This window comes from Sulfitobacter sp. D7 (assembly GCF_003611275.1).
GTDB classification, from domain to species: Bacteria; Pseudomonadota; Alphaproteobacteria; order Rhodobacterales; family Rhodobacteraceae; genus Sulfitobacter; species Sulfitobacter profundi.
In genome coordinates, this window is sequence record NZ_CP020694.1 from 983,043 (window position 1) to 1,001,252 (window position 18,210).

An 18,210-nucleotide genomic window follows, 5' to 3' on the forward strand; every position below is an offset into this window, starting at 1 on the left:
TCCTCTTTATTCGATGAATTCGTCGTCATCGGCTGCCGAGGGCAGTTCGATCACGCCCTCGTCGGCGAGGGTCTTGGCATATTCCACCATGGCGGCCTGTGCGGCGCGCACGTCGCGGCCCCGGACCGGACCGGTGGCGGCCATCTCGTCCATCAGCATCTGACGCGAGCGTTGTGGCAGGCATTCCATCAGGTGATCGCGCTGCTCTTTCTTGGCGCCGCGCATCGCCATGGGCAGGGTGGCCCCATCCAGCCCGCGCATGACCTGCGCCAAGTCCTGCATCGGCAGTTTGAACAGATCGTCAAAGACGAACATACGCTGTTTGATGGCTTGGAAAGCGTCGGGAATACGCGCGTCCAACGCACCGGAAAGCTCTTCGAATGCCTGCACATCCAACTGGTTAAACAGATCCGCCATGCGCTGATGCGTTTCGACCGAATTGGTGTGCATCGCGTTCGACAGAATGTCTTGTTTCAACGTCTCTTCGATCTGCTGCATCATGTGCAGCGGCACCGCCTCCATCGCGATCATGCGCTCGGCGATGTCTTGCATCCGCTCAGGGCCCAGCAGCGGCAGCACTTTGGCGGCCACGCTGGTGTCGACGTTGTTGAGGATCGCCGCCGCAGTCTGGTCGTGCTCGCCCTTGAGATAGTTGGCGATCACCGTCTCATCCAGCGCGCCAAAGCCGCGCCACATGGCGTTCTCGCGCTCGCTGTCCTTGAGCCCGGCCATGATGCTGGTCACCTGTTCTTCGGGCATGAACTTGCGCAGCATGGACTCTGCCGTCGACAGCGACCCTACGACCGATCCTGTGCCGCTGACCACCTTTTGAGTGAACTCTTTAAGCACATGTTCCACCACCTCTGCGGGGATCGGGCCAAGGCGGCTCATGGCGCTGGTGATGCGTTCAATCTCGGCGGTGCCGAGCTTTTGCATGAGTTCCGAACCGGTCTGCTCTCCGAGGCAGAGAAAGGTGATGGCCGCCTTGGTGGGACCGTTCAGATCCTCCACCGTGATGGGCTTTCTGCGGGTTTTGGAAAGGGCATTGGTCGACATGGTTAAATCCTTTCAGTGCAGGTCAGCCACCGGCAAGCGGCACATAGCTTTCGATCAGCGATCCTGCCAGCATGTACCAACCGTCGATCAGCACAAAGAAGATCACCTTGAACGGCAGGGAGATCAACACCGGGGGCAGCATCATCATGCCCGCACTCATCAAGACCGAGGCGATGATGAGGTCAATGGCGACGAAGGGCAGGTAGATCAGAAAGCCGATGGTAAAGGCGCGGCGCAGTTCCGAGATCATGAAGGCCGGAACGAGATGGCGAAAGGTGGCCTCCTCTGCCGAGGCGGGCAGGGGGGTCTCTTCGGCCTCTTCATCCGTTGGGGCGATGCGCAGGAACAGGGCGTAATCCTCGGGCCGGGTGTTGACGTACATGAAGTTTTTGAAGGGCGTGGCGATCCGCTCCAGCGCCTGTTCTTCGCCGATGGCGTTTTCCAACAGCGGCTCGACCCCGGCCTCATAGGCGTCCTCGAACACTGGCTGCATGACGAAGAAGGTCATGAACAGCGCCAGCGAGGTCAGCACGATATTGGGCGGGGTCTGGTTCAGGCCAAGGGCCGAGCGCAGCATCGACAGGACGATGACAAAGCGCGTGAAGCTGGTCATCACCACCAAGAGCCCCGGCGCGATGCTCAGCACGGTGACCAGCGCGATGAACTGAACGATCCGGCCCGACAGATTGGCGTTTTCGTCACTGCCGGGCGCGGTGTCGCCAATCACATCCGACAGCGTGGAGAGAAACCCTCCGTCTTGGGCCATGGCCATGCCGCCACTGGCGAGAAGCACCAGCAGGGCAAGGCCCATGCGGCCCGACGCATAGGCGCGCAGAGAGGGGAGGTCAGTCAGGGACATAGTCCTTGACGATCTGGGTCAGGGACACGCCAAGCCGGTCTTCGCCGACCTTCACAAGATCGCCGCGTGCCACCAGACGGTCAGAGACCATGAGGTCGACCGGTGCGCCGATTTTTCGGTTCAACTCTACGATAGAGCCTCGGGTGAGTTCCAGCAGGCGCGAGATCGGCATGCGGGCTTGGCCCAGCACGATCTGCACATCAAGGCCGACGTTCAGCATGGCGTTGATGCCAGCGCCACCGGCCTCGGGGCGGGGGGCAAGGGCGTTGCGCGAGTCTTCGGTGTCGAGTTGCGGGAAGACGCCCGCGTCATCGCTGCCTGTGCTGGCGGTATTGCCGAAGGCGTCAGCGCGCGGCTGTTCTTGCGCGCCGGGTGTGGCGTCGGGCGGGGTGCCTTTCGCGGCGTTGTTGTCATCTTTGGGCGATTGCAGGTCAGGCTTGTCCATTTCCGTCCTTCTCCTTTTGTGCTGTCAGCGCCCGCGCATGGGTGTCGCGCAATTCGGCGAGCAGGCGGTCGCAAATCTTTTTGAACCCGTAATCAAGGCTGCCGTGATCCCATTCCATCCGGGCATCCCCATCGGGCAGGTCGGCATCGGCGCGCAGGTCCAGCACGCCGTCGCATTTGTAGTAAACAGCGCGTTGGCGCAGGTCTGGGCCGATCTGGTCAAGCGTGGCGGGCGACAGGCGCACTTTGATCTGGCTCGACCCGATGGCCATTTTCAGCGATTGGGTCACGGTCTTTTTCACCCGCGCGGTCGACAGGCGTTCGATCACCTCGGGCAGGACGATCTCGCAGGTTTGCAAGGTAAAGCCCACGATCTGCGCCATCAGCGCCTCTTGATGGGCCTGCATCGCCTGCGACAGCCGCGCCAGTTCCTGTGCCAGCTTTTCAGCCATCACGGCATGTTCGGCCTGCATGGTCTGGTGCATCTCGGCCCGGCCCGCGTCGGCCCCGGCCAGATAGCCTTCGATATGGCCTTGCTTATGGGCCTTTTTGATCTTCGCTTCGATTTCTTCGGGCGTGGGCAGCGCCGGATCCTGCGGCTTGCTTTTGCCGTCCTCGTCGAAGTTCTGCAGCTTGAGGGTCGTGATCACAGATCATCCCCTTCCGACAGCCATTGGCCCAGAACCCGCAGGGCGTCTTCGGTGTTGTCTTCGGCCAGTTCGGCTACGGCGCGCAATTGGCTGTGTTGAACCGCGCCCTCGACCGAAGCAAGTTGCACCATGTCGCGGGGCATCTCGTCCATTGGGCCAAGCACCGCACCGGTTTGGACGCCCGCTGGGGTGGGCAGGCGGTTTGGCGGGGTTTCGTTCTGGGTGCCGCCGGTCAGCGCTTTTGGCGCGTTATCCTGCTCAGGACCGTCTAGCAGGCCCGCGTCTGCGCCAGCACCGGCCAGCGCGGGCTGGGGCAGGGTGGCATCCAGCACCATGCGCAGCGGGCGCGCGCCCAGCACCATGATGATCGCCACCAGCGCCAAGGCAAAGAGCGACCGCAGGATGGTCATGGCGTTATCGGCCAGTACCGCGCCCAAGCCACGGCCTGCGGGGCTGCTGAACTCGGAATCGAAATCAAGGAACTGAAGGCTGTCGACCTGCACCTGATCGCCGCGTGCCTGATCAAAGCCGATGGCCGTGCTGACCAGTTGGCTCAGACGTTGCATTTCTTCGGGGCTGCGCTCGATATAGCCCTCGGACCCGTCGGGCAGGGTGCCATAGCTGCCGTTCACCAGCACGGCGACCGAGATACGCTCGATATCGCCCGGCTCGCGCACAAGCTCGCTCTGGATCGAGCCGATTTCGTAGTTGATGATCTCGTCGTTCTCAGAGCGGGTGGACTGCCCCGCGCCGCCGCCCGCATCGTCGCGCAACTCATCGGGGATGTTATTGGCCACATCCACCGTCGCCGCCGCCGGGTCGGTTTCATTGGAGTTGCGCACGCGGGTTTCGATCGACCGCGCCACCTGCTGGGCAGGATCAAAGCTACGCGAGACGCGGACTTCGCGTTCGGTCGTCAGATCGACGCTGACCCGCACGCGGGCATTGCCCGGCCCGACGCGGGCGTTGAGAATGGATTCAACCTTTTGCGCCAGTTGTTCTTCGATCATGCTGCGCTGACCTTGAAGGGAGAAGTCAGAGCTGCCGCCTTCGTCCTTGGCCAAGATCGTCTCACCCGAGGCCGACAGCACGGTCACATTCTGCGCTTCCAAATCCGCCACGGCAGAGGCTACCAATGCTTGGATCGCCTGTGCTTGGCTGCGGGTCATACTGGCGTTGGCTTGCGAGCGCACGATGACCGAGCCGCTGGCCTCGGCCCGGCTGCGCGAAAACGCGGCGCGTTCGGGCAGTACCAGATGCACCCGCGCGGCTTTGATGCCGCTAATGGTTTGGATCGACCGGGCCAGCTCGCCTTCCAGTGCGCGCAGCCGGTTCACCTTTTGCATGAAGGAGTTCATCCCCATGCCGGACATATTGTCGAAAATCTCCCAACCCGGCACGCCTTCGCCCGGCAGCCCCGCATCAGCCAGCGCCATGCGGGCACGGGCGATATCGGTCTCGGCCACCGAAATGGTATCGCCATTGCGCGACAGATCGACCGTGAGCCCCGCCTGTTCCAACGTCTGCATCATCTGCGATGCGGTGCCGGGGCTAAGCTGGCTGTAAACCGGAACATAGGTAGGGGCGAGGATGGTCCGCGCGCCGATAAAGATGGCCGCGGTGATCGCCAGACCGATGCCGCCCAGAAGAGCCAGCCGCTTTGGACCTAAATCCTTAAGGTTTTCAACGATCTGATTCACGGGCCCTCACTCGATTGGATAGTCCGAGCATTCCCTGCTCGGTCGCCACTATGCAAGCATATATCGATTTATACTTGTGAGAACCGAAAAATAAACAGGTTTCTGTTGCAATAAAGCTTGTTTGGGGATGTATTTGTTCTTGCATATGGCGCTCCGCGCAGGATCCGATTAAGAGTTGAAGAATGAAAAAGCCTCTTGCTATCCTTGCTGTCGTCTTGCTCTGCCTTCTTGCTGGCGTCGGTGGGGTGACGCTTGCCATCGGTCCTTCGGGGCTTTTGAAAATGGTGGGGCTCGGCGGGGATGAAGCCGTCGAGGATACGGTTGAGACCGCTGACAATGCCCATGGTGAGGAAGGCAGCGAAGACGCGCATGGCGAAAAGCCGAAGACCGAGATCAAGATGCCGGTCATGCCTTTCCCCGAGATCATCGTGAACGTCACCGATACCGGGCCGCAGGGCGGGCAGACCAGCCGATTTCTCAAGCTGAACATGCTGATGGTCTATGACGAAACCGCCGAGGGCGCGGACCGCCTGATCGCGCGTGAGATTTACCTGCGCGACAGCTTCCAAGACTTCCTGCGGCAGTTGCATGTCAGCGACCTGACTGGCAGCTATGGGCTGGCGATGCTGAAGACCGAACTGCTGCGCCGGGCGCGGGCGGTCGGCCACACTGACGCGCCGCATGAAATACTGATTGCCGATATGGTGGTGCAATGACGATAGCGGATTCCTCCGATGCGCTAAGCCTCGAAGAGACGATGATCCGTCAGGCGCGCGAAAGCTTTCAGCGCCTGCCCACGCTTGAGATCATCATCGACCGTCTGTTGCTGGCTTTGGTGCCCGACCTCAAATCCTATTGCACCGTAGCGCCAGAGATCGAGCTTAGCTCGCTGGAATACATGCCCTATGAGGACGCGATGGAGAGCATTCAGGCGCCCTCGCTCATCGCCATCGCCAATGCCGAAGGCTGGGGCAGCCAGATCGCCTGTGTGGTCGAGCCGGACCTGCTGTTTTCGGTCCTAGAAATCATGCTGGGTGGCCGCCGCGCCACGAGCCAACAGTGGAAGCCCCGCGGGTTGACCGCGATTGAGCAGAAACTGGGCCGCAGGCTGGCGGAACTGTCGCTTAAAGGGCTGGCGCATTGCCTGCAGGATGTCAGCCCCGTGCAATTCGACATCCAATCGTTGGAGTCCAATCCCCGGTCGGTCATGCTGGCGGCCCCGCGCACCGCGACGGTGCTGGTCCGGATGCATCTGCAATTCGAAGACCGCAGCGGCCATATGGCCTTGGTGCTGCCCTATGGCACGCTGGATGAGGTCAGCGCGCAGTTGGCGCAGCCGTTCCTTGGCGGGCGCTCGCCCACTGACAGCAACGCGCGCAAGGATATGAACAGCCAGATTTCCAGCACCACGGTCACCATCACCGGCGTGCTCCAAGAGGTGACGATCCCGCTGCATGAGGTGCTGGAATGGAAGCCCGGTCAGGTGATTGATCTGGGCATGACGGTTGATACCCCCGTCGTCGGCATGGTGAACGCGCGGCCGATGTTCCAAGCCGCCTTTGGCCAGCGCAGCAATGGCGCCTTGGCGCTGCGGGTGATCCAGTCCTTGCTGCCCAAGGAAAGTCAGGAGGACAGCGACGATGATGCCGGCCTTGATTGATATCCTCATCATCGTGCTGCTGGTCGGCACGCTGGTCTATGCCTTTATCCTTGATCGTCGGGTTCGCGCGCTCATGACCACCTTGAAGGAAATGGAGCCGATGGTTGGGGCCTTTTCCAGCGCGGTTGATCAATCCGCCAAATCGGTCGAAGACCTCCGCGATCTCAGCACCAAGGTGCAGCGCCCCGAGCCACCCGTGCAGCGCGACACCCCGCAGCCGCGCCAAGCCGCGACTGAGCCTGCCGCCGCAGGCCAAAGCCCCGCACAGATGCGTGCCGCGCGTCTCAAAGGGCGTTCCCAAGTGCGGGGGCAGGCGGCGGTGCAGGGCAAATCCGAGCTGGTCCGCACCTTTTTCGACATCACCAAGGAGCGTAAGGAATGAGCCGTATCTCCCTACCAAAGATCGCGCTTTTTGGCCTTGGCGTCGCCGGGGTGCTCAAGCTCACGGTTGAGTTCATGCCAATGATGGCCATCGCCGAGACGCCGGGTGACACACCCCCGGTACCGGTCGAGCTTGCCGCAGCCCCCGCGCCGCCCAGCTATGACGCCAGCGCCCCGGGTCAGAGCGGCATGTGCGAGCCAAGCCATCTGATCGCCGAGGCCATCGCCGAAGAGCGTGCCCTGCTCAAAGATCAACGAGACACGATCGCCGACCGGGAAGCCAAGCTGGCGCTGGCCGAAGAAAGCCTCAAGGCCGAGCAGACCCGACTTGCCAGCCTGCGCGATGAGATCGGCGCGCAATTGAAGGTGATCGAAGAGGCCAACAACCAAGACATGACCAAACTGGTCGAGCTTTATCGCAACATGAAGCCGCAGGTGGCGGCGGGCATCATGGATGAAATCGACGTGGAAACCGCCGTGCAGGTGATCGGTGCCATGCCCGAACGCGATGCCGCGCAGATCATGGGCTCGTTCAGCCTTGTCCGCGCACGTTTGATCACCAAAATCCTGCTGGAACGCTCCAAACTCCCCGCCGACCGCAACCTCGAAGGGCTGCGCCTACGTTAAGCGGGCAGGGCTTAATCCTCGCGGATCGACGACCCCGCGGGCGGCTTGCGGCGCACGTTGCGGCGCAGGTCCATGACAAAGCCGATGATCTCGGCCACCGCCTGCCAATGCTCCATCGGGATACGGTCATCCACCTCTACCGCCGCGTGAAGCGCACGGGCCAGCGGGCGGTTTTCGATCATCGGAATGTCGTGCTCTTTGGCCAGTTCGCGGATGCGGTGGGCCATCACATCGGCCCCCTTGGCCACGCAGACCGGCACATCATCGACGCCCTGTTTATATTTCAGCGCCACGGCGTAATGGGTCGGGTTGGTCAGGATCACGCTGGCATTGGGGATGGCCTGCGCGATGCGCTGGCGGGCGCGGGCGCGGCGCAATTCGGCACGGCGGCCCTTGATCTGCGGATCGCCCTCGCTGTCTTTATGCTCGTCGCGGATTTCCTTGAGGCTCATCATCTGTTTCTTTTTCCACTGCGCACGCTTCCAGATGATGTCGGCAATGGCGATGGGCACCAGCAGCACGGTGGTGACCAGAAAGATCCAGCGCACCTTTTGCAAGGCCGCATCCAGCAATGTCTCGGGAATGAAGGCCTGTGTCTGACCCAGCGATTGCGCAATATCGCGCACGGCCCAGACGGTGATGAAGCCGATCACCAGCACCTTGGCGGTGTTCTTGGCAAACTCGACAAAGGCCTCGGCCGAGAACAGCCGCTTAAAACCCGATAGCGGATTCAGTTTGGAAATTTTCGGCTTGATCCGTTCGGCGGAGACCACGGTCTCCCCTTGGATCAGCACCCCAAAGAGGGCCGCCAACACCATGATCCCCGCGACCGGCATCATCGCCAGCCCCAGCGTAAACCCCAGTGACTTTAACACATTCCCGGCCTCAACGACCCCGGTGCCGCCGGTGCCAATGGCGGTGACACCAGCGTCCAGCAGCGGGCCTTGCAGCGCTTCGACGATCCGGCCAATCGAACTTGGCAGCACGAAGATCAGGATCATCAGCAGGGCAAAGACCAGCATCGCCGTGCCGGTCTCACGCGATTGAGGCACGTCGCCCTTCTTGCGCGCGTCGCGGAGCTTTTTCTCCGTCGGCTCTTCGGTCTTACTGCTCTTGTCCTCGTCTGACATGGCCTAGAATCCGTAGGTGGTGAGCCAATTCGCGAAAGGCTCAAGAAACCCGCGCATCATGGTCGGAACCGCCAGCACCATCAAGGCCAGCCCCGCGGCAATCAGCAAGGGCTGGGCAATAAAGAAGACCTGAAGGCTCGCCATCATGCGGTTGGCCAGACCCATCCCGACGTTCAGCACCAGACCCGCCACATAGAAAGGCGCGGCGATCGACAGCCCAAGATACAGGCTGACCTGCGTCGCGCGGGCAAACTGATCGGTCAGATCGGCCAACATGAAGGTGCCGGGGATGAAAACCTGATAGGACATCAGCAAGGATTCAATAATCAGGTGGTGCAGGTCAGTGATGAAAATCAGCGCCGTGGCCCCGATCAGCAGCATCGCCGCCATGGAGGTCGCCCCCTCGAATGCGCCAATGTTTGGTGCCAAGGCATTGGCCAGCCCCGACATCAACGCCATCTGATAGCCCGCGAATTGCAGCGCCGAGAGCAGCGTGCGCGCCACCAGCCCGATCCACAGCCCCACGGTGATCTCGGACCCGAAGATCAACAGCAACGCGCCGGGGCGATCCTCGGCCACCGGGCCAAGGCCGGTGACCGGATAAAGCGCGGCACTCAGGATCAGACCAAAGAACAGCCGGTGCCGCGTGGGCACCGAGGTTTCAGCAAAGCCCGGCATGAACAAAAGCGCGCTGCCGATGCGGGCGAAGACGACGAAATATCCCATCAGCGCGTCGGTCAAAAGGGCGGACAGGTCCATCCCTAGCCCCCGATGGTGGCGACGGTCCGCAGGGATACCTTGCGATGAATTTCGGCGTTGGAAATCACCGGCGTCATCGGGCTGACCCGCTCCAACATGGAGCGCACATAGGACCGCGCCTCGGGGTTGACCATCAGCGCGGGCCAGCTGTCCTCGGAGGCGAAGCGCTGGATCTGCTGGCGGGCTTGCAGCACGAATTCCTGTACCCGTTTGGGGGACATGACGAATGTGCGATCCTCGCCGACGATCTTGACCGCCTCGATGAACTCGGCCTCCCACGAGGGCGACAGGGTGATGACAGGCACGAAGCCCTGACCATCGGACAGGCCTTGGCAAATCTGGCTCGACAGGCGGCGGCGCACGTTCTCAAGCACCAGCGCGGGTTTGGAGGTCTGGCGCGTGGCTTCGGCCATCGCCTCCACGATCAGCGGCAGGTTGCGGATCGAGACACGCTCGAGCAGCAGTTCCTGCAACACCTGCTGCACCAGAATGGCGGGGGAGGGGACGGGCAGGTCGTTGACCAGCTTTTGATAATTCCGGTCCAGCCCCTCAATCGCCTCTTTCGCCGAACCGTAGGTGAGCAGTTCAGACATGTTTTCCTTGACCACTTCGGTCAGATGCGTGGTGATCACGCTTTCGGGGTCCACCACCGTATAGCCCTGCGCCTCGGCCTGATCGGCAACCTTGCTGTCGACCCAAAGCGCGTCCAGCCCAAAGGTGGGTTCGCGCGTGACCTCACCCGGCAGTTGCAGCGGCGCGCCCTCGGGGTTGATCACCATCATCTGATTGGCGCGAATGTCGCCCTTGGCCACATCAACGCCGTGGATTTGGATGGAATAGCTGTTGATCGGCAGGCTCACGTCATCCTTGATCCGGACCGAGGGCATGGGAAAGCCGAACTCTTCGGCGAAATGCTTGCGCAGGGATTTGATCTTGCTCGGCAGCACCGCGTCGGGGCGGTTGGCCAGCGCCACCAGCCCTTCGCCCAGAACCAGCCGCAACTCGTCGAGGAGCTATGCGGGAATTTGGGTGATGGCGTGATTTGAAGTGCGGCGTATCGTGGCGGGTGTCAAAGCCGGCCAGAACCTCACAAGGAGCGATACGCCATGAAGGAAGATACAACGATCCTGCCATTTCGCCAATCGGAAACGATCGTCGATCCGCTGACAGAGCTTGCTCGGCAAGGTGCTCGTCGGATGCTGGCGGAAGCGCTGAAGGCCGAGGCTGATGCCTTTGTCGCCAGTTTTGCCGATGAGCAGTTGGAAGACGGGCGTCAGCGGATTGTGCGGCATGGATTTGGCCCTGAACGGAAGATTCAGACGGGGATCGGTGCTCTGGATGTCCAGCGGCCCAAGGTGCGCGACCGGATGGCGTCCTCTGATGGGGCAGAAAAGATCCGCTTTACCTCGAACATTCTGCCGAAATGGGCGCGCCGCTCGATCAGCTTGGACGCGCTGCTGCCTGTTCTTTATCTGAAGGGCATATCGACGGGCGATTTCCAGGACGCGCTGTCGGCCATCATGGGGCCGGATGCGCCCAACCTCTCGCCAAGCGTCATCTCGCGTCTGACTGCCGGATGGCAGGTTCAATATGATGCCTGGGCACGGCGGGATCTGTCTGCCCGCCACTACGTCTACATTTGGGCGGACGGCGTTTATCTTCAGGCGCGGATGGAGGAAAATGCCGAATGCATGCTGGTGATCATCGGCGCGACACCGGAGGGCAAGAAAGAGCTGATCGGCTTTCAGGTCGGCCTGCGGGAGAGCGCGCAGAGCTGGCATGAGTTGCTGACCGACATCAAAGGCCGCGGGCTGTCCGTCGCACCGGAAATTGCGGTTGGGGATGGAGCCATGGGGTTCTGGAACGCACTGGACAAAACGTTTCCAGGCACAAAGCACCAACGGTGTTGGGTGCATAAGGTAAAGAACGTCCAGAACTGTTTTCCCAAGCAGATGGCCCCGGCGGTCAAGTCAGATCTGGACGACATCCAGCACGCCGGAACGCGCGCAGAAGCCGATGCTGCGTTGGCAGTTTTCTCCGAAAAGTATGGCGTCAAATACCCAAAAGGTGTTGCCTGCCTGACAAAGGACGAAGAGGCGATGCTTGCATTCTTCGACTTCCCAGCCGAGCATTGGGGCCATCTGCGCACCTCGAACCCGATTGAAAGCGTGTTCGCCACTGTTCGGCACCGAACGGTGAGGACCAAAGGGGCGCTGTCACAAAAGACCGCAAAACTGATGGTTTTCACCCTCATTCAGGCAGCATCGAAAAAATGGCTGCGCCTCAAGGGCAGAAATCAGTTGCCAAAGGTTATCGAAGGAATCAAATTCAACGACGGTGTCGAAGTGACCAACGACACCGAAAACCGCGCCGCCTGATGATGCGCGTCACCCAAATTCAAGCATAGCTCCTCGTCGAGGTGCATCGGGTTGCTGTCGACCTCTGGCATGTCCTGCTGTTTCTGCGCTTCTGCATCGGCCTTTGCCTTGGCTTCTGCCGCCTCTGCCGCGCCGCGCTGGATCACCACGCCCAAGCCCACCATGGCAGCGGCCAGAAGGGCGAAGACCAGCAGCGGAAAGCCGGGCAAAAGGCCGATGCCGAACAGCAGCAAGGCCGCCATGTAAAGCGCCTTGGGGAAGTTCGAAAGCTGGTCAAAGACAGCTTCGTTCGCCGCGCCCCGGGTGCCGCCCTTGGTCACGATCAGACCGGCGGCGAGCGAGACGACCAATGCCGGGATTTGGCTCACCAGCCCGTCCCCGATGGTCAGCGAGGTAAAGACGTTAAAGGCATCGCCTACACCCATGCCGCGCTGCACGACACCGATCAGAATGCCGCCAATGACGTTGATCAGCGTGATAATCAGCCCTGCCACCGCATCGCCGCGCACGAATTTTGACGCACCGTCCATCGCCCCGAAGAACGCGCTTTCGTCTTCCAGTTCCTTACGGCGGCGACGGGCCTCATCTTCGTCGATCAGCCCCGCCCCCATATCGGCGTCGATCGCCATCTGCTTGCCCGGCATCGCATCCAGCGAGAACCGCGCGGCAACCTCGGCGATACGGGTCGAACCCTTTGTAATCACGACGAAGTTAATGATCACGAGAATGGCAAAGATCACCACACCGATGACGAAATTACCCGCCACGATGAACTTGGAGAACCCTTGGATCACATCGCCCGCCGCATGCAGACCTGCATGGCCTTCGCTGAGGATCAGCCGGGTTGAGGCCACGTTGAGCGACAGGCGCAACATGGTCGTGACCAGCAGCAGCGTCGGGAAAGAGTTGAACTGCAACGGTGAAGGGATCCAGAGCGCCACCATGAAGATCAACACGCTGAGCGACAGTGACAGCGCCAGCCCGAAATCGAGCAAGATCGGCGGCAGCGGCAAGAACAGAACCGCCAGCACTAGCGCCATGCCAACGGCAAAGCTGACGTCTTTGTTGGCGCTGAACATGCTCAGTTGCGGCAGGATGGTGTTGGGTTTCGTACTCATCCCGCATCCTCCGCGCGGACGGTGGTGAACTGCGGCAGAACCGGCTGCATCTCATGTGCCGAATAGAGCGAACGGCGCGCATTCGCCGCCCCGCCGATCTGCGCGCCCCATGTGGCCTTGGCCGCTAACCTGTCATAACTGCCCGAGGTGCTGCGGGGCGTCTTGCGCGGACGCGCGGGAACGGGGCTGGCACTGGCCAGCGCCTGAAACTCCGGCAGCCGCGCATTGGCGGCGGAAATGTTCTTTTGCAGACGGTCAAGGTAGGTGTCGCGGTACTCAGGCTCGAAAGAATGGTACGACCCCGCGGCCTGCATCCAACTGCCCGTACGCCGGTGCAACCGCTTGAGGAACCGCGCCGCGTAATCGACATTCACCCGCGGATCGAACCCTTGGGCGAGGTTGTCGAAAGCATCCGGGTGCCAGCGCATGTTGATCTGCATACAGCCCACGTCAATGGAGCGGATGCCACTCGCCTGCCGCTCTGCGATCCAATCAAGCGCGGCGTTGCGGCTGTCGAACAGCCGCCCTTCGCCCGCCGCGTTGACCGCATAGGGCCAGACCGTGAAATGCCCGTTGCGCCGGGTGCCCGCCTCTTGCAGTCCAATGGCCAGCAGCAGGTTATCTGGAATGCCATGCCGCGTTTGTGCCGCCAGAATTTCGCGGATGCAGACGCCTTCCGGCCCGCCCTTGGCCGCCAGCGTCTGTGCGGTCGCGGTCACTTTGTCCTTGCGCGTCGGCTCATAGAACGACCCCCAGCCTTGGGCGAGGGCAGGGGTGGCGAGCGCGGCCGCCAAAAGCGCCGCTGCGATATGCCGCCAGCCCCTCACAGCCCACCGTTCTGCACAAGGTCAAAGATGGTGTCCGACAGGTTCTTCAGCGTGGCATACATGAACGGCGTTGCGGCCAGCAGGGTGACAAAGATCATCACGATCTTGGGCACGAAGGTCAGCGTCATTTCCTGAATTTGCGTGAGCGCTTGGAAAAACGCGATCACCAGACCGATCGCCAGCGCCACCCCCAACACCGGACCCGAGGCCAAAAGCACGGCCCAGACGGTAGCAGAGATGATGTCATAGGTCTGGGTTTCGGTCATGGCCTAGATCGGCATCCGCAAGATTTCCTGATAGGCTTCGACAAAGCGGTCGCGCACCGACACGGCGACTTTGACTGTGCTTTCCATCGCCAGCATCGCTTCGACCACCTGCTGGGTATCCGCCTCACCGCGCAGCCCGGCTTGGGCCACGGCCTCGCCCTCGCGCACTGTTTCCAGCGCGTTTTCCGAGGCTTGCTGCACCATATTGGTGAAGCTATTGGCGCTGGCGCCTGCCTCTTCGGCGATAGCTTCGCCTTTTTGCGCCGTTAGCGATTGCGAGGTGCGATAGGCACCGCGAACCGCGGCGGTCGAGATCAGGGAGGCGGGATCGCTCATCTCAGGTTACCTCACTTCAACAGGTCGAGCATCTGGCCGCGCATCCGGCGACCGGACTCGAACATGTTCATGTTGGCCTCGTAGTTGCGCGATGCCTCGCGCATGTTGGCCATCTCAATGATCGGATCGACATTGGGCCGATTGACATAGCCGGTGTCATCCGCTGCTGGATGCGACGGGTCATAATCGCGGCGAAACGGCGACTGGTCGCGCCCAATGCGGTCAACCTCAACCAATGACCCGCCGCCATTGCGGTCAATCAACTCGGAAAAGCTGATGGTCTTGCGGCGGAACGGGTCGGCGCCGGGCGTGGTGCCCGTGGAATCGGCGTTGGCCACGTTTTCCGAGATCACCCGCAAACGCGCGGTCTGCGCGGTCATCCCGCTGGCGGCGATTTTGGCGATAGACTGAAGCGGATCCATGCGTTTTCCTTACCTGTTTCCGGTGACGGCCATGGTGAGCATGTCATAGCTCTTGCGATAAAGCTGTGCGGCCAACCGGTAATGATCGCCGATCTCGGCGGCCTTCACGGCCTGGTCTTCAAGGTTCACGGTATTGCCATCCAGCGTCGCGCCAGCAGCGCTGCGGTCCGTTACCTCACGCACGCCGGGCGTACCTTGGGCGACGCCGGTGAAGTGTTTGTCATGGGTGGTCACCAGCCCATTGTCGCGCGACAGCTCTCCGCTGAGCATTGAGGCGAAGGACGACACATCGCGCGCCTTGAAGTTCGGCGTCGCCGCATTGGCCACGTTTTCAGACACGACCTTTTGCCGGGCCGAAAGCCACTGCATCCGGTCCGAAGCGAGTCCAAGAATAGAAAGATTAGACAAGTTCATTTTTTTGCCTATAGCCTGTTTAATCCTTGTATAGTAAATATTAGCTTGCTCTCCTAGAGGAAATTTATCCATGCAGACACTCTTTTCCGAGCTGACCAGCTTTGCCCGCGAGGCGGGCGAGGCCGAGATCACCGGCGAAGTGCGCGCGATCACCGGCATTACGCTGACCGCCGTGGGGCTGGAGCGGGTGCTGGGCATCGGCGAGCGCTGCATCGTGCATGGCTCTGACGGGCCGGTCCATGCAGAGGTCGTGGGGCTGGGCACCCATGGCACCGAGTTGCTCCCTTTTGGGTCGTGGCGCGGGGTCGCGGCGGGTGACCGGGTCGAGGTCGCCGTTGGCCGCGATGTGATCCGCCCGGATGAAAGGTGGAAGGGGCGGGTGATCAGTGCCTCTGCCGCACCGCTCGACGGGAAGGGGCATCTGCCCGAAGGCAACCAACCGCGCCCGCTGCGCGCCGCCCCGCCGGGTGCGTTCGACCGCAAACGCATCGGCCCGAAACTGGCGACCCATGTGCGCGCGCTCGATGTCTTTACCCCGCTTTGCCAAGGCCAGCGCTTGGGAATTTTTGCGGGCTCTGGTGTGGGTAAATCGACGCTGATGGCCATGCTGGCACGCTATACGGACTGTGATGTGGTGGTCATGGCGCTGGTCGGCGAACGGGGCCGCGAGGTGCAAGATTTCATCTCGACCGACCTTGGCCCCGAGGGGATGGAGAAGGCGGTGCTGGTGGTCGCCACCGGAGATGAGCCGCCGCTCACCCGTCGCCAAGCCGCTTGGACCGCCATGGCCGTGGCCGAACATTTCCGCGATCAGGGTCAGCATGTGTTGCTGCTGATGGACAGCGTCACCCGTTTTGCCATGGCGCAGCGCGAAATCGGTCTCGCCTCGCGCGAGCCGCCCACCGCCAAGGGCTATCCGCCGACGGTTTTCTCGGAGCTTCCGCAGATGTTGGAGCGCGCCGGGCCGGGGCCGGTGGGCAAGGGCGACATCACGGCGATTTTCACTGTTCTGGTGGATGGCGACGATATGAATGACCCCATCGCCGACGCCGTGCGCGGGATCACGGATGGGCATATCGTGCTGGACCGCAAGATTGCCGAAAAGGGGCGCTATCCGGCGATTGACCTGCTCGCATCGGTCTCGCGGACGTTGCCGGATTGCCACAGTGATGTGGAGTATACGTTGCTCACCGCCGCCCATAAGGCGCTCGCGGCCCATGCCGATATGGAAGAATTGATCCGCATCGGTGCCTACCGCAGCGGCAGCAATCCCGAACTGGACCGCGCGATTGCATTCGCTGGGCCGTGCGAGACGTTCCTTAGCCAGCGCAAGGCCGAGCACACCCCGCCGCAGTCCTCATTTGCTGAGGTGGCAGGGATGCTCGACCGGGCCGGGATCAGCCCCGGCTGATACCGCCTATTGCAGGCGGCGCAGCAGATCGACCGAAGGCTCGCCCGTCGCAGGCAGGCCCACGCTGGCTTGATAAGCGCTGATCGCCTTGCGGCTGTTTGGCCCGATCACCCCATCGGTGCCATCGGTATCAAACCCCCGCGCGGTCAGCCGCTGTTGCAGCGCCATACGGTCGTCCTTGGTCAGCCCGTTTGCATCGGGGGGGAAGCTGCCGCGCAGCGGTCCGCCCCCGGCGATGCGGTCCGCCAGATGGCCCACGCCAATCGCGTAGCTGTCGGAGTTGTTGTAGCGTTTCAGTGCCCGGAAGTTGCTGGTTACCACAAACTGCGGCCCGCCTGCCTGTGGCTGGATCACGGACCCGGCGCTGGCGGGGATGCTGCCCACTTCGCCGCCCCATTTCACGCCGCGCGTCCAGCCGTTGCGCGACAGATACGCGGCGGTCGAGGCTAGTGCATCGCTGGGGTCTTCCGACCAGATGTCGCGTCGCCCGTCGCCGGTGAAATCCACCGCGAAAGCTTGATAGGAGGTGGGAATAAACTGCGTATGCCCCATGGCCCCGGCCCAAGACCCGGTGAGGCGGTCCGCGCTGATGTCGCCGTTTTGCAGGATTTTTAACGCCGCGATCAGCTGCTTTTCAAAGAACGCCCCGCGCCGCCCGTCATAGGCCAATGTGGAAGTGGCCGAAACGACGGGCACATTCCCGCGCCGCTCACCGAAATAGCTCTCTAGCCCCCAAACTGCCGCGACGATCTCTGCCGCCACGCCGTAGCGGTTCTCAATCGCGCTCAGCGTGCTGCGGTGCCGTGCAAAAGCCGCGCGCCCCTTTGATACACGCTCGTCCGAGGCCGCGATGGCGAGGTAGTCTTCCAAGCTGCGGCTGAATTCCGTCTGGTTACGGTCCCGTTTCACGACGCCGGGCAGGTAGCCCGCGCCGCGAAACCCTTGAGCCAAGGTGTTGGCGGAAATCCCTTGTGCCGAGGCACGGCCCTTAAACGCCGCGACCCAAGCGTCATATCCTGCATTGGGCACCGGGCGCAGATCGTCCGGCACCCCCGCCGCCGCTGCAGGGCCAAGCGCGCCGCCCCCAGTTGAGCAGGCCGAGGTCAGTCCCAGAGCGGCGAGGCCGAATGCGAATGTTCTGCGTGAATGTCTCATAAAACCTGCCTGTCGCTGCATTGTTGCGTTTTGCGCAGCATATCGCAGGCAGTTCGCCCGACAAGGCGGGATCGCCAAGATGGCAAGCCTTCGCCGAGGAAAACTTGGCCCCTTGGGCTTATTGTCCGGGCTGGAACAAGGGCACCGTCGACATCGACATCTTGGCCGATCCGTCCTGCACCTGCTGGCTGTGGCTGATGTAAATCAGCGTATTGTTCTCTTTGTCGAAAATACGCTTCACCCGCAGGGTTTTAAAGATGATCGAGCGGCGTTCGCTAAAGACATTCTCGCCTTCATCATCCATCTCGATATCGCCAACTTCAATCGGGCCGGTCTGGCGGCAAGAGATGGAAGAGTTCGACGGGTCTTCGAACCAATTGCCCTTTTGCAACCGGTCGATCAAACCGCGCTCGAAATAGGCCAGATGACAGGTCACGCCCTTGACCTTGGGGTCGGCCACGGCTTCGACGATGATGTCATTGCCCAACCAGTCCACATCGACATTCCCCACTTGTTCGGCAGGGGCGGCGGTGGCGAAAAGGCAGGCGGAAAGGGCGGCGGCGCGCGCAAATATCTTGTTCATGGCAGGCAAACGCGCGACGGGCAGGGCGGTTCCC

21 protein-coding genes and 1 pseudogene are annotated in these 18,210 nt (G+C 61.8%); 6 read left to right on the forward strand and 16 right to left on the reverse strand.

Translation table 11 applies throughout. The features are described 5' to 3' along the window. Positions 1 to 6: 6 nt before the first annotated feature. From B5M07_RS04645 to fliF, 5 genes are read right to left on the reverse strand one after another with little or no spacing between them, the layout of a single operon-like run. Complete coding sequence (locus B5M07_RS04645; RefSeq protein WP_067629210.1) at positions 7 to 1,056, reverse strand: flagellar motor switch protein FliG; 1,050 nt, start codon at positions 1,054 to 1,056, stop codon at positions 7 to 9. A gap of 22 nt (positions 1,057 to 1,078) precedes the next feature. Next, complete coding sequence (fliP, locus tag B5M07_RS04650; protein WP_120350426.1) at positions 1,079 to 1,915, reverse strand: flagellar type III secretion system pore protein FliP; 837 nt, start codon at positions 1,913 to 1,915, stop codon at positions 1,079 to 1,081. After that, on the reverse strand, positions 1,902 to 2,360 hold the full coding sequence (locus B5M07_RS04655; protein WP_120350427.1) for a FliM/FliN family flagellar motor switch protein: 459 nt from the start codon (positions 2,358 to 2,360) through the stop codon (positions 1,902 to 1,904). The genes fliP and B5M07_RS04655 overlap by 14 nt, the downstream gene beginning before the upstream one ends. Further along, the gene (locus B5M07_RS04660; RefSeq protein WP_120350428.1) at positions 2,347 to 3,009 is read right to left on the reverse strand and encodes a FliH/SctL family protein; all 663 of its coding nucleotides are present in this window, start codon (positions 3,007 to 3,009) and stop codon (positions 2,347 to 2,349) included. The genes B5M07_RS04655 and B5M07_RS04660 overlap by 14 nt, the downstream gene beginning before the upstream one ends. After that, complete coding sequence (fliF, locus tag B5M07_RS04665) at positions 3,006 to 4,709, reverse strand: flagellar basal-body MS-ring/collar protein FliF (protein WP_120350429.1); 1,704 nt, start codon at positions 4,707 to 4,709, stop codon at positions 3,006 to 3,008. Before fliF ends, B5M07_RS04660 begins: the two co-directional genes overlap by 4 nt. Positions 4,710 to 4,891: 182 nt before the next feature. Between fliF and B5M07_RS04670 the strand changes: the two genes are divergently transcribed. Genes B5M07_RS04670 through B5M07_RS04685 form a run of 4 tightly spaced genes read left to right on the forward strand, consistent with a single transcriptional unit; the run spans position 4,892 to position 7,377 of the window. Continuing rightward, a complete protein-coding gene (locus B5M07_RS04670; protein WP_120350430.1) occupies positions 4,892 to 5,425 on the forward strand; it encodes a flagellar basal body-associated FliL family protein in 534 nt (177 codons plus the stop codon). Beyond that, positions 5,422 to 6,369, forward strand: coding sequence for a flagellar motor switch protein FliM (locus B5M07_RS04675; RefSeq protein ID WP_120350431.1), 948 nt, complete (start codon positions 5,422 to 5,424; stop codon positions 6,367 to 6,369). Before B5M07_RS04670 ends, B5M07_RS04675 begins: the two co-directional genes overlap by 4 nt. Continuing rightward, positions 6,350 to 6,751, forward strand: a complete 402-nt coding sequence (locus B5M07_RS04680) for a flagellar motor switch protein (protein WP_120350432.1) — start codon at positions 6,350 to 6,352, stop codon at positions 6,749 to 6,751. The genes B5M07_RS04675 and B5M07_RS04680 overlap by 20 nt, the downstream gene beginning before the upstream one ends. Then, complete coding sequence (locus tag B5M07_RS04685) at positions 6,748 to 7,377, forward strand: MotE family protein (RefSeq protein ID WP_120350433.1); 630 nt, start codon at positions 6,748 to 6,750, stop codon at positions 7,375 to 7,377. The genes B5M07_RS04680 and B5M07_RS04685 overlap by 4 nt, the downstream gene beginning before the upstream one ends. A gap of 11 nt (positions 7,378 to 7,388) precedes the next feature. Here the strand turns inward: B5M07_RS04685 and flhB are convergent, their stop codons facing one another. Genes flhB through B5M07_RS04700 form a run of 3 tightly spaced genes read right to left on the reverse strand, consistent with a single transcriptional unit; the run spans position 7,389 to position 10,267 of the window. Continuing rightward, the gene (flhB, locus tag B5M07_RS04690; RefSeq protein ID WP_120350434.1) at positions 7,389 to 8,507 is read right to left on the reverse strand and encodes a flagellar biosynthesis protein FlhB; all 1,119 of its coding nucleotides are present in this window, start codon (positions 8,505 to 8,507) and stop codon (positions 7,389 to 7,391) included. Positions 8,508 to 8,510: 3 nt separating this feature from the next. Then, a complete protein-coding gene (locus B5M07_RS04695; RefSeq protein WP_120350435.1) occupies positions 8,511 to 9,266 on the reverse strand; it encodes a flagellar biosynthetic protein FliR in 756 nt (251 codons plus the stop codon). Between the two features lie 2 nt (positions 9,267 to 9,268). Then, positions 9,269 to 10,267 carry an FHIPEP family type III secretion protein gene (locus tag B5M07_RS04700; RefSeq protein ID WP_254693959.1) on the reverse strand — a complete coding sequence of 333 codons (999 nt, stop codon included), beginning with the start codon at positions 10,265 to 10,267 and terminating at the stop codon, positions 9,269 to 9,271. Between the two features lie 105 nt (positions 10,268 to 10,372). Here B5M07_RS04700 and B5M07_RS04705 point away from each other — a divergent pair, with 105 nt between their 5' ends. Then, positions 10,373 to 11,644, forward strand: a complete 1,272-nt coding sequence (locus B5M07_RS04705; protein WP_120350436.1) for an IS256 family transposase — start codon at positions 10,373 to 10,375, stop codon at positions 11,642 to 11,644. 20 nt (positions 11,645 to 11,664) lie between these two features. Here the strand turns inward: B5M07_RS04705 and B5M07_RS04710 are convergent. From B5M07_RS04710 to flgB, 6 genes and pseudogenes are all read right to left on the reverse strand, one after another. Continuing rightward, a pseudogene (locus B5M07_RS04710) lies at positions 11,665 to 12,762 on the reverse strand (FHIPEP family type III secretion protein); the annotation flags it as partial. Further along, on the reverse strand, positions 12,759 to 13,589 hold the full coding sequence (locus B5M07_RS04715) for a lytic transglycosylase domain-containing protein (RefSeq protein WP_120350437.1): 831 nt from the start codon (positions 13,587 to 13,589) through the stop codon (positions 12,759 to 12,761). The gene B5M07_RS04715 and the pseudogene B5M07_RS04710, both read right to left, overlap by 4 nt. Continuing rightward, positions 13,586 to 13,855: a flagellar biosynthesis protein FliQ gene (fliQ, locus tag B5M07_RS04720; protein WP_067261035.1), complete on the reverse strand. Its 270-nt coding sequence runs from the start codon at positions 13,853 to 13,855 to the stop codon at positions 13,586 to 13,588. The genes B5M07_RS04715 and fliQ overlap by 4 nt, the downstream gene beginning before the upstream one ends. Positions 13,856 to 13,858: 3 nt before the next feature. Beyond that, the gene (locus B5M07_RS04725; protein WP_120350438.1) at positions 13,859 to 14,191 is read right to left on the reverse strand and encodes a flagellar hook-basal body complex protein FliE; all 333 of its coding nucleotides are present in this window, start codon (positions 14,189 to 14,191) and stop codon (positions 13,859 to 13,861) included. Positions 14,192 to 14,202: 11 nt separating this feature from the next. Further along, positions 14,203 to 14,613, reverse strand: a complete 411-nt coding sequence (flgC, locus tag B5M07_RS04730; RefSeq protein ID WP_067630405.1) for a flagellar basal body rod protein FlgC — start codon at positions 14,611 to 14,613, stop codon at positions 14,203 to 14,205. Positions 14,614 to 14,622: 9 nt separating this feature from the next. Further along, a complete protein-coding gene (gene flgB, locus B5M07_RS04735; RefSeq protein ID WP_120350439.1) occupies positions 14,623 to 15,027 on the reverse strand; it encodes a flagellar basal body rod protein FlgB in 405 nt (134 codons plus the stop codon). 70 nt (positions 15,028 to 15,097) lie between these two features. On the opposite strand from flgB, the gene B5M07_RS04740 reads away from it, so the two are divergent. Continuing rightward, positions 15,098 to 16,438, forward strand: a complete 1,341-nt coding sequence (locus B5M07_RS04740; RefSeq protein WP_120350440.1) for a FliI/YscN family ATPase — start codon at positions 15,098 to 15,100, stop codon at positions 16,436 to 16,438. 6 nt (positions 16,439 to 16,444) lie between these two features. Here B5M07_RS04740 and B5M07_RS04745 read toward each other — a convergent pair whose 3' ends face one another. Both B5M07_RS04745 and B5M07_RS04750 read right to left on the reverse strand, forming a co-directional pair. Continuing rightward, the gene (locus B5M07_RS04745) at positions 16,445 to 17,593 is read right to left on the reverse strand and encodes a lytic murein transglycosylase (protein WP_120350441.1); all 1,149 of its coding nucleotides are present in this window, start codon (positions 17,591 to 17,593) and stop codon (positions 16,445 to 16,447) included. Positions 17,594 to 17,711: 118 nt separating this feature from the next. Next, positions 17,712 to 18,176: a CreA family protein gene (locus B5M07_RS04750; protein ID WP_067938983.1), complete on the reverse strand. Its 465-nt coding sequence runs from the start codon at positions 18,174 to 18,176 to the stop codon at positions 17,712 to 17,714. Positions 18,177 to 18,210 lie beyond the last annotated feature (34 nt).